General features: G+C 50.5%; 10 protein-coding genes. 7 read left to right on the top strand and 3 right to left on the bottom strand.

The annotated features are described in order from the left end of the window. Positions 1–61 precede the first annotated feature (61 nt). The 6 genes from RUDLU_RS0126670 to RUDLU_RS0126635 all read left to right on the top strand — a co-directional run bounded on the left by RUDLU_RS0126670 (position 62) and on the right by RUDLU_RS0126635 (position 6,585). On the top strand, positions 62–508 hold the full coding sequence (locus RUDLU_RS0126670; RefSeq protein WP_019991508.1) for a BfmA/BtgA family mobilization protein: 447 nt from the start codon (positions 62–64) through the stop codon (positions 506–508). Between the two features lie 33 nt (positions 509–541). After that, the gene (locus RUDLU_RS0126665) at positions 542–1,489 is read left to right on the top strand and encodes a DUF5712 family protein (RefSeq protein WP_019991507.1); all 948 of its coding nucleotides are present in this window, start codon (positions 542–544) and stop codon (positions 1,487–1,489) included. A gap of 14 nt (positions 1,490–1,503) precedes the next feature. Then, a complete protein-coding gene (locus tag RUDLU_RS28540) occupies positions 1,504–3,474 on the top strand; it encodes a type IV secretory system conjugative DNA transfer family protein (RefSeq protein ID WP_019991506.1) in 1,971 nt (656 codons plus the stop codon). Positions 3,475–3,484: 10 nt separating this feature from the next. Further along, the gene (locus tag RUDLU_RS0126655) at positions 3,485–4,183 is read left to right on the top strand and encodes a hypothetical protein (protein WP_019991505.1); all 699 of its coding nucleotides are present in this window, start codon (positions 3,485–3,487) and stop codon (positions 4,181–4,183) included. 473 nt (positions 4,184–4,656) lie between these two features. After that, complete coding sequence (locus RUDLU_RS0126645) at positions 4,657–5,121, top strand: hypothetical protein (RefSeq protein WP_019991504.1); 465 nt, start codon at positions 4,657–4,659, stop codon at positions 5,119–5,121. 306 nt (positions 5,122–5,427) lie between these two features. Further along, positions 5,428–6,585 carry a DNA cytosine methyltransferase gene (locus RUDLU_RS0126635; protein WP_044131500.1) on the top strand — a complete coding sequence of 386 codons (1,158 nt, stop codon included), beginning with the start codon at positions 5,428–5,430 and terminating at the stop codon, positions 6,583–6,585. A 42-nt stretch (positions 6,586–6,627) separates the two neighbouring features. On the opposite strand, the gene RUDLU_RS29090 is transcribed toward RUDLU_RS0126635, so the two are convergent. From RUDLU_RS29090 to RUDLU_RS0126625, 3 genes are all read right to left on the bottom strand, one after another. Next, positions 6,628–7,542 carry a hypothetical protein gene (locus tag RUDLU_RS29090; protein ID WP_019991501.1) on the bottom strand — a complete coding sequence of 305 codons (915 nt, stop codon included), beginning with the start codon at positions 7,540–7,542 and terminating at the stop codon, positions 6,628–6,630. A 36-nt stretch (positions 7,543–7,578) separates the two neighbouring features. After that, positions 7,579–7,794, bottom strand: a complete 216-nt coding sequence (locus RUDLU_RS29515) for a helix-turn-helix domain-containing protein (protein ID WP_019991500.1) — start codon at positions 7,792–7,794, stop codon at positions 7,579–7,581. Positions 7,795–7,881: 87 nt separating this feature from the next. After that, positions 7,882–8,964, bottom strand: a complete 1,083-nt coding sequence (locus RUDLU_RS0126625; RefSeq protein ID WP_157580866.1) for a replication initiation protein — start codon at positions 8,962–8,964, stop codon at positions 7,882–7,884. A 430-nt stretch (positions 8,965–9,394) separates the two neighbouring features. Between RUDLU_RS0126625 and RUDLU_RS0126615 the strand changes: the two genes are divergently transcribed. Continuing rightward, positions 9,395–9,874 (top strand): hypothetical protein, encoded by a 480-nt coding sequence (locus tag RUDLU_RS0126615; RefSeq protein ID WP_019991497.1) that lies wholly within the window; start codon positions 9,395–9,397, stop codon positions 9,872–9,874. The last annotated feature ends 265 nt before the right edge of the window (positions 9,875–10,139 follow it).

Here is a 10,139-nt window from a genome sequence, read left to right as displayed (position 1 = left end):
GTATTTAGCAGTTAACTAATTGATAAACAGCGTACTGTTTCCGTTTGGGCATCCGTGACCCATGAGCAGAACCCTAAAAAGTATTGACGTTGACCCGGAGTTATACGAGGACTTTAAGAAGCTGGCCAAGTCCTACGGTATGACCAACAAAGACCTGTTTGGGGCAATGGTACGGTATTTCAACGCCACCAAAGCCGACCCCAGAGACCCCAAAGCCGACAATCCAACCGATGCAATTAAGGCGTTAGACAAACGGTTAATCGGCTTCATCCGGGAGCAGGAAAAGAAGATACTGCGCCCTCTATCGGACGACGTGCAGGTACTGACCAAGCTATTGCAGGAGGACGTACCGAGGAAAATAGGGCAATCGCAAATCCGAACAATCAGCAGTGCCTTAAAGCCCGAACTCCTGACCGACCGCTTTAAGGCGGCTGTTGCAGGCATGAACAACCCGCAACCCGTTCCGCCCAAACCGGGAACCACCCCACCGCCTAACCCTAACAAATGATACCGGGCTGCCGGAGCAGTCGAATTGTAGCGTATGGTGGTAAAAGTTAGTGGGGGGAGTGGGGGCAGTTGTGGCGGTCTGGTGAACTACTTGGAGAAGCAGGAGCGCGGCCAGTGGTTCAGCCAAGAACGTGACGGAATGCGGGCGAGTGAGGTAACGCCCGCCATCGACCAGAACAAACGGAATTTGGGCCGCGACGACGAGAAGTTTTACCAAATCATCATTGGCCCCAGCCGGGAAGAATTAAAGCACATCGGCGATGATCCGGCGAAGCTGCGCGACTATACCCGCGACGTGATGAACGAGTACGCCCGCAATTTTGGAAAGGGGATAGAGGGGAAAGACCTGGTTTGGTTTGCCAAAATCGAGAAAGAGCGAACCCACACCCACCAGGACCGGGCCGTACAGACAGGCGAAGAATTGAAGGGAAAAAAGAAGGAGGGCGGACAGACCCACGTTCACGTTATCGTTAGCCGGACGGAGAATCTAAGCCAGTTCAAAGCCCGGCAGCAGGCCGGGCAGATGGAGCGGAAACACCCGCTTAAACTCAGTCCGGCGACCAATCACCGGGCCACCGAGAAGGGAGCCGTAAAGGGAGGATTCGACCGTACCAACTTCATCCGGGCCAGTGAACGGCAGTTTGACCAGCGATTCAGCTACGAGCGAAAACAAACCGAAACGTTCGACTACAGCCGCACCCAGCAGCACGGCACCCAGGCCGAACGGGTAGCCGAAAAGTTGGCCGTGATTCGGGCCGAGAGCCACCGCCAGGAGCAGGAGCGAGCGGCCCAACGCCAGGCCGCAGAACGGCGAGCCGTCGAGCAGCAGAAAGCCAAAGAGCAAGGACAAAACCAGCAACAACAACGGGCCAAAGGGGAAGAAAAAGCACAAGAGCCGCAGCAGCGACCGCAGCAAACCCTACCCAAACAAACTATTCAGCAGGAGCCGCCCGAAATCAAGCGACGCGGCCCCCGCCTATAATCGCTTATCCAACAATGAAAAACGACAATACACGCGGTTACGTGATAATAGGAGCCATTGGGCTACTGTGGTTCACGCTGGCCACCAAAACGCCCGCTACCTGGCACGGTGCCGACTTGTTGATTTTGACCCTAACAACGAGCATTCTAACGCCCTACGTGCTGGGTTTGCTGCGTACTGTGGGGTTAGGTCGAATCACTGATTTTGCCTTAGATGCAATCGGGTATTACGAGGAGCAGCAGTTTAAAAGCTGGATGCTCTGGAATAAGATTTGGGTGCGCTCCCTGCCCTGGTGGTTAGCGTTCTTCTTAGTGAAGAAGTACACCGGCTGGGGTAGCCTGGTATTTATGGCGTATGCGGGTTGGGCTATCTTCCGCCACTACCGCCGAAACGCCCCGCAGACCATCAAGATAGACCCCAAACAAGGCGGGTTTGTGTTTCAGACCGGCGACGGGCCTTTGTGGTTGGCTAACCCCTACCGGGGAACATTCATCAACGGCGGCCCCGGCAGTGGTAAAAGTAAATCACTCGTCGAGCCGATTATTCAACAGGCCGGAGCGCAGGGCCTAACGGGTTTGGTGTATGATTTCAAATTCCCCACGCTCGCCCAGGACGTAGCCGGCAGTTATGCCGGCACGGACGTAACGCCGTATTATGTCAACTTCACCGATGTAAGCCGCAGCCACCGGATTAACCCCGTAGCCCCCCGGTTGCTGTCCAATGTGAGCCAGGCCCGCGAAGCGGCTTTAACTGTCCTGAGCAACTTAGACGTAAAAGCCGCCCAACAGCGTAGTTTCTGGATTCAGTCGGCGGAAGTGCTATTAACGGGTAGTATCTGGTATTTGCGGAACAACCACCCGCAGTACTGCACCTTACCCCACGCGGTTTCTTTGCTCCTGGAGAGCGACCCCCGCCGACTCATCGAGGTACTACGGCAGGACGACGAAGTACGGCCCATCATTGCCAGCGTGAGTAGTGGGGTCGGGAGTGATAACCAGTTAGCGGGCGTATTCTCGACGGTGCAAAACTACCTGTCGGCACTGGTTAGCCCGGCCATTTATTGGGTCTTGTCAGGCGACGACGTACCGTTTGACCTGAACAGCCCGCAGAAGCCCGCTATTTTGACCGTAGGCAATGACCCAACGTTAACCGGGACATTCTCCCCGCTGATCTCGTTAATCGTCTCTACGGCCTTAAAACGGATGAATACACCGGGCCAGCGGCCAAGCGTCGTTATCCTCGATGAAGCTCCTACGCTGTTTATTCCCAACTTCCAGCAGCTACCGGCCACCGGGCGCAGCAATAAGATAGCCACGGTTTACGCCGTACAAGACATTTCCCAAATGGTGGGAGCCTTTGGCCGGGAGACGAGCGAAATGATTTTAGGCTCATTATCAAACCAGTTCTTTGGCCGCTCGACCACGCCCGAAGTCGCCGAACGGGTGAGCCGGATGTTTGGCCGCTATGACCAGGAATATACCGGGCGCAGCGTAAGCCACAGTGATAACGGCACCAGCTTCAGCCAGAGCCGGAACGTGCAGCAGCGCGACCGTTTAGAGGCTCAGGCCGTTATGCGCTTTGAGCAAGGCGAGTTTGCGGGCATTCTGGCCGAAGGGAGCCACGCCGAATTCAGGCGGTACTTTGCCGCCCCTGACAGCCAGGCGCAGCTCATCAAACCATTTAAGCAGGTAAGTGAGACCGACACGCGCCAGCAGTTCAGCCGCATCAAAGACCAGGTAAACCAGATACTGGCCACCACCGGCCGGGCGCAGGAAGCCCCCGTCGACGCGCCCCGGAGTGAGGAGCAGACCGGGCGCAGGTCGTCAACCGCCCAGGCTGACGAACGAGCGGCCGCAGCCCCCAACGCCCGGCCCGATAGCCCCAACACCAGGGCGCAGCCCGCCCCCCGGCTACTTCCACCCGCTCAGGCGCAGCAGCCGGACGCGGCCCAGCCGGAGCCGGAAGACTGGCAAAACTTTATGTAAGACTTAACCCATGAAAACCCCCACAGGAAAAAATAACGGGCTTTTATGGCTGTTGGCCCTGCTTCTACTGGCAGGCCGCAGCCCCGCCCAGAGCATACAAATACGGGTAGGCGTTCAAAGTGTATTTGCCCCCAATGCCCCCTTACCCAGCTTTGGCGGAGCGCAGCCCGGCCAGTTGTTGCCGCAGGTGCAGTTTAGCCCAACGCCCGGCTATGGTATCAGCATAGCCAAGCCGCTGCAAATCGGAGCCATCCAAGTACAGCCCGAAGTTAACGTATCGCTTTACCGGATTGGTTATAAACTGGTTTGGACACGAGCCGACCGTACCGTTTACGGGACTCAAACCAACGTCAATACAACCCCCGCCGTTACGTTTCTTTTGCCCTTCCGGGAGCCGTTGACCAACGGTAAAAACGCGGTCAGCCTATTGTTAGGGCCGTATTTGCAGATTCGGGGTAGTCATTACGTGGAAGTAAGCGAGGGAAGCCCCAACACTGTATTCCCAACGTATGAGCGCGAACGGTATAACATCGAGGACAAGTACCGTAGTAGCTTCGGGATAGCCACCGGCTTACAACTGAACCGCCAACAGTTCAACGTTCAGTTACTGGCTCAGTTTGGCAAAACGGCCCTGTTTAGCTCGACGTGGCAGCATTATAACAGTTGCCTTGTGTCCCTGTCAGCCGGGTACGCCATCGGCGCGAGATAGCTTAGCGAAGCGTCGCCCCGGCGTAATTCTTTGTCCAAAAGCTAAGGGCCAATTTTGTAGTTATCTACTACAAAATTGGCCCTTAGCTTTTGGCAACTTCTAAACAAGCAATGGAAGGGAAACCAAACAATCTTTGGAGAGCCGCCCCCACCGAGGGCCGGACGTGGCCAGGAGCCGGGCCAGATCGGGCGCAAGCCCCGCCCGCAGCTCGTGCATTTTGGCCGCACTTACCAAACATTGTTTGGTTTCCGGTCAATGACGGATTTTGTACGATTCGGCAAAAAGGGGGGTAAAACGGAAAAGTACAACGTAGGCGGGTTTACAAGCGTGAACAAAACGTAGTACTTTTTGGAGGGTGGTTTTATAAAGAATCTTATGTTAAGAAACTATTCCCTGAAACGGAGCCACCCCACCAGCACCCCAAAACCCCGAAAAATGCAACGAGTATAGAAGCGTAAAACAAAACCGGAGTTTTGTTAGCAGTTGCGACTAACGAGGAAAAAGACGTAGTTTACAGCCATAACAAAACGTCGTACTTTACTGCAATGGCTACCCAAGACGACACAACAAAACCGGAGTTAAGTTTTACAGCGGTTGACGTGGCCGCAGCAGAGCCGGAGCCAGAGGGGAAAAAGGGCAAAGGAGGCAGGCCCCGACGCGCCCCAGACGTGGGTTTGTGGACAGTACGCGGGGTTGACCTTGAAACCCGTACTGCCATCGAGAAGGCCGCGCAGCGTAGCGGTAAGACGATAGGTCAGTACGTAAACGAAGATTTACGCCAGTATGCCCAGGAGCAAATAAAGAAAGGCAGTCAGCCCCCAATGCGTCAAGAAGATATACGCACCGAGTTAGACGACATTAAAAGCATGATTACCAAACTTGCTGAGCGAATGCCAGCGCAGGAGAAGCGGGGATTTTTTCAGAAAATCTTTGGATGATGCTTTATATGGAATATCCCAGCAAAGCCTATAATGTGAAGATCGTTAGAGAGCCTGGCAAAGACCCACTAACAGGAATCTATTACGAGAAGGAGGAGCAGAGTTTTATAATCGAAGCTCCTAACCTTTTGGCTGCATACCTCAAATCACAAAAAGCCGACACTATTGTTTTTCGCGGCCAGTTACGACGAACATACATAGATGGCAAAGAATATTTTGACGAAAGATATTAGGGGTAATCTTTGACTTTATCAAAAATGCGCCCTTAATTTGAATACTATAATTAGCAAAAAGGCCGTAGAGCGTATGCAAACATCACTTTTTGACCTCGTATCAATAGTTGAGGAAGCACCCAGCAAGGTGAAAAAATCCAGACTGTCAAAAGGGGCCAGAGATGCAACAAGTAGATACACATCACTAAAGAACCAACTCGATGCTGATAAAATCTCTAATGGTAATTGGGGTGTAGTTGACACGACAAAGGTTTCTGATGAACCTACGAACGCGACATTTATAGACTTGTTTTCAGGAGCGGGCGGTATGTCTGTTGGCGTGAGGTCTGCCGGATTTAAGAAGGTCGCCAGCGTTGAGATAGACAAAGACGCATCAAATACAATCCGCAGAAATTTTCCTGAAAGTATACACTTTGAAACTCCTATTGAAGAGCTAACCGAGAGCGTATTAGAGGAAAAGTTAGGCGGAACAAAAGTAAACGTAATCTTTGGGGGGCCTCCTTGTCAGGGTTTTTCTGTTGCAGGTTTAAGAAATCCTAACGACCCGAGGAACAAGCTATTTCGGGAGTATATACGCTTTGTAAAGCATTTTCAACCTGAGTTTGTGGTAATGGAAAACGTACCCGGTATTCTTACTATGGAGGGGGGAACCGTTTACCGTGAGATCATCAAACAGTTTGCCGAAGCCGGATATCCAGATATGACCGCTCGAATATTAGAAGCGGCAACCTTCGGCGTACCACAGCTTAGAACAAGAGCCATATTTGTAGGTAATCGGCTTGGGTTAGAAAATCCTTATCCCAAAGAAATATTCTCAAAAGAGAATTACAAGTCAATAGAAAGTGCTATTGATGATTTAAAATTAGTCCCTCGCAATCCTACAATTAACCACGAATGGACGAAGCATTCTGAAGAGTTCGAGCAGCGTATTGCAAATGTTCCACATGGTGGATCTCTCTACGAGACTTTCAGAGACGCTTTTAAACGCCAATACAAGGGCGTTCCAAGTATGGCCGTGAAGGAAAATCACGGTGGTTGTCATATTCATTATGAATTAAATAGGGTGCTATCTGCGCGCGAGATGGCCAGGTTACAAACCTTTCCTGATGATTTTGTCTTTAGTGGCACATTTAAGAGGGCGTATTGGCAGATTGGTAATGCCGTTCCTTGCTTAATGGCCAAGCATATAGCATTAGCAGTGAAGGCCAAACTCTTAACGTATAACACATAACAAAGGGCGGGTTTGAACCCGCCCTTTGTTATGTGTTATACGTTAAGAGTTCAGCACCCTATTTAGTTCGTCCTTCCACCTTTCCAAATCATACCAAGGGCAGCCAACACAACCGTTTTCATCGTGTTTGTCAGCCCCTTGCCAATAAGCATTACCCTCATAGAACCACGTTATATCCATAAAGTCCCCCCGTATATTCTCCTTAACGCATCGGTCACAATATCTTGACTTCCACATATTTGTTTGATTGCTCAGAAGTTGGAATTTATGTCTTATTTGACTTTCTGGCATATCGTCCGGGTTATCGGATTCGGGTTGTCCCCATCTCTGAGAGGGGAATTTGTGGTCTATTATTAATTCTTTTGATGAACGTCTAACACCAAAACAAACTTCTTTAAATTTTAATATCGACTTGGTTCTCTCTTTGAACCTGTCAGACATTGGTTTTCGTAGCTCATTGCCGTGTTCAAATCGTGCTTCAAATGCAGGCAACATGATTAGTATATCATGCATAGCACGGCCACCACAATGTTTACATTCCCGACGCTGAGAGCCTATAACATAACCCATCGTCTTTAATGCTTTTAGACGGGCTGCGGGCTGTGGATTAACTTCTGGAACGGGACCGTGAACACGACATTCCCATTCACCAGAATATAATGCGTTAAGCACTTTATAAGTCTGGCTTTCCTTATCAGCCCACTGTGAATCACTCTCGGCAATCCACTTACTACGATTAATCGGGTTTAAGTTCTCGTAGAATGTTGGTATCCTCTCAGAAATTTCTTCATCTGACATTACTATTCCTTGTCTTTCAAGATATTTAGGAATAGCCCCTTCCCAAACTATATCATCGTAAATGAACACGACCGACTTAAATACATCGTTAGTTTTTTCAGCCGTAAACTCACCGGTGATTAAAATCTTATCGTTTGTAATAGGGTCATTTGGTTGCATACGTGGAGCATACGTTATTTATATATGAATACGCTCCTACTCCGGCATTCGGCCAAATAGAACAGGGAGAGAGACGTTTAATGCTTGGGAAATTTTATGTATGTTTTCAAGGGTTACGTTTTTCTCGCCCCTCTCAATCATACCTATGTATGTCCTATGCAAACCCGCCTTCTCCGCAAGTTCTTCTTGGGATAGTTTTTGCTCTTTTCTTAGAGCTTTAACGACCAGTCCAAATTTTACACGTAGGCTCAAGTAATTGACATACTATAGATAGCACAAAAGTATGTCCCTCATTATCTTGCATCTACATACTATAGTTAGCAATTACGATACCTAACCTTATCTTAAAGCCGCCTGAACCTCCTGTTTTAGTCGTTCCTGAGCAGCCTTACCCATTCGGACAAACACGGCGTTACAGTACTTCACCCGGTCGTTTATCCGGTCGTCGGTGTTTTCCTTTAACTGCCAGTCGTACAGTAGCTTATTAGCCGCTTTGGTTCCTATGTCTTCCAGATAGAGGGCAATATTTTTATCTGTTACCTTCCAAGCCCGCAGGCCGGCCACAACCTTAGAAACTACCGTATTTTGTAGCCAGTACTCCGGTATCTTACCATCCTGTTTACGTTTCAGGGTGAACTTAAAGCCGGTTATCTTCTTGCGGCCCCGCGTCATGCGGGCAGTCTCGTACACCGGCTCGAAGTCAAACGCCAGGTTCGTACCGGCCAACTCCTCTAACGGCTCTGTCATGGTGAACCGGATCAGGTCGCGGGTATCAGGGTACTTCATCTTTGGGTTCCCCTCCTTGTCTCGCTTAATCTTGCCGCGCTTGTCTTTCTCCTCGGAACAGTCCATAAGCTGGCGATACTGTTCAACCGTCGGACACCATACGCCCGTATCCCGGAAGGCCGACAGAATTTCAAAGAAGCGCATCGAGTACCAGCTTTTTAGACCCATGTAGTTGTTAATCTGATAGGTCGAGTAGTGGGCGATCTGGATAAAATACGGCTCTAACTGTGGGTTGAGCAGTACCGTAATGATTCCATCTTTGTACCCTATAGCCCGTTCTTTCGTCGTGTCGAGTAGGTGCCGGATATACCATTCTGACCCGTCCAAGCTCTCAAATTCCCATGCTGCCGCCGTTAGTTCACGCAATGCCCCCTGAACCTCTTTATAGGCCGTTTCCTTCGTTATCCCGGCATCGGTGATGATGTCCACGATTCGGAACTGATAGTAGGGCCGTAGCTTAAAATCATCGTCGCGTATCTGGTCAATGACGCGGGCCATGATACGTTTGGCCGTAACGCTCATACGCCCCTGACGGGCAAACGTTACGTTCCAGTGCTGTTTAACTAAGTCCTTATGTTTCGGCTCATAGGTCAAGCCGAGCGGTAAAACCAGTTGAGTGCTACGCTTATCTTCCATCCTCACAAATGCCATTTAGCCCCCTTCTGTCAGGGAGCAGGCCGAAGATAGACAGAAAAAACAGAGATGTAAAATATTACTCGGATAAATCGGGGGCGTTTCTCGGTTTATTACCCCAACGAGTGGGGGTATTTCTCGGTTTATTCGGCCTCCCAAGTGGGGGTATTTCTCGGTTTATTCGTTTTCGTACCTATATAAGAAATATAACTATAAAGAAATTTCCTACTATGATAGTTGTCGGGCCGCGCGTTGCTAAAAAGGCGGTGGATAAAGTGAAAAAACTAATCCTGACGGTGCAGGAATTAGGACGGAAAAAGCAAAAAACAAATAAGACCGCGCGTTGCTAAAAAAATCGAAAGGGGCGGCAACTATAAATTTAGTTATCAACATTTTTTCTCTACCTTCCCTATCTGTTTAGTAATTTAGAGGTATGATTTTAGTACGTGAGAGCGAACAGGCGGAAGGGGCCGCAGCATCGGCCAGCCTACCGCGCACTAACCCCCGGAGCCTGCTGCAAGTGGTCAGCCGATACCGGGAGATACTAACCAGCGTAACCCAACGAGCCGCCCAGGAGGACGCGCCCACTGTGGCCAGCTTCTTAGGGTTGAGCCTGACCAACTACTATACCAAGCGACGCGGAGAGCTACCGTTTACGTACGCCGATGTTACCCGCCTAACCCATCGGTACGGCACGGAGCAGGAGCGGGCCGACCTGCAACGGTTTTTCCAGGCCCGCGACGGGTTGTATAGCTGGCTGCAAAACTCGCCTATCCCGCTGGTTAGGTTCCGCCGGTTGTTGGGCCTGCAACACTACCGGGATTTTTCCAGACGTGGCCAGCATCCCGACACGTGGCGGTTAGATGATCTGGAAAAGATAGGGCAGTTTCTGGCGCAGGTTGGCCAGGTATGAACAATACCAGTCATACCACAACGGCCACACTCTGAACAACGGGTGCAACTCGTGCAACTGGTACAACTTAAGCAACCTGTTTTTTTCCCTTCTACCCTTGCGCGGTGCGGTCTGTGTTGCCCGCCGATGGCGTGCAGGCTGACGCGTTCGTAGAAGCGAGCCGGAACGGTATTCGCTCCGCTCATACCGTTCTTCGGCCCGCCCTACGGTGTTGATAATCAAATACATAACCATAAACAAAAACTATAACCAAACGGGGAATAAA

This window comes from Rudanella lutea DSM 19387, assembly GCF_000383955.1.
GTDB lineage: Bacteria > Bacteroidota > Bacteroidia > Cytophagales > Spirosomataceae > Rudanella > Rudanella lutea.
This window is presented reverse-complemented; position numbering and strand designations above follow the sequence as displayed.

Coding starts and splice junctions, on each gene's coding strand:
- RUDLU_RS0126625 (WP_157580866.1), bottom strand. CDS start 8,964: ATGGAAGATAAGCGTAGCACTCAACTGGTTTTACCGCTCGGCTTGACC.
- RUDLU_RS0126615 (WP_019991497.1), top strand. CDS start 9,395: ATGATTTTAGTACGTGAGAGCGAACAGGCGGAAGGGGCCGCAGCATCG.
- RUDLU_RS28540 (WP_019991506.1), top strand. CDS start 1,504: ATGAAAAACGACAATACACGCGGTTACGTGATAATAGGAGCCATTGGG.
- RUDLU_RS0126665 (WP_019991507.1), top strand. CDS start 542: ATGGTGGTAAAAGTTAGTGGGGGGAGTGGGGGCAGTTGTGGCGGTCTG.
- RUDLU_RS0126635 (WP_044131500.1), top strand. CDS start 5,428: ATGCAAACATCACTTTTTGACCTCGTATCAATAGTTGAGGAAGCACCC.
- RUDLU_RS0126655 (WP_019991505.1), top strand. CDS start 3,485: ATGAAAACCCCCACAGGAAAAAATAACGGGCTTTTATGGCTGTTGGCC.
- RUDLU_RS0126670 (WP_019991508.1), top strand. CDS start 62: ATGAGCAGAACCCTAAAAAGTATTGACGTTGACCCGGAGTTATACGAG.
- RUDLU_RS29090 (WP_019991501.1), bottom strand. CDS start 7,542: ATGCAACCAAATGACCCTATTACAAACGATAAGATTTTAATCACCGGT.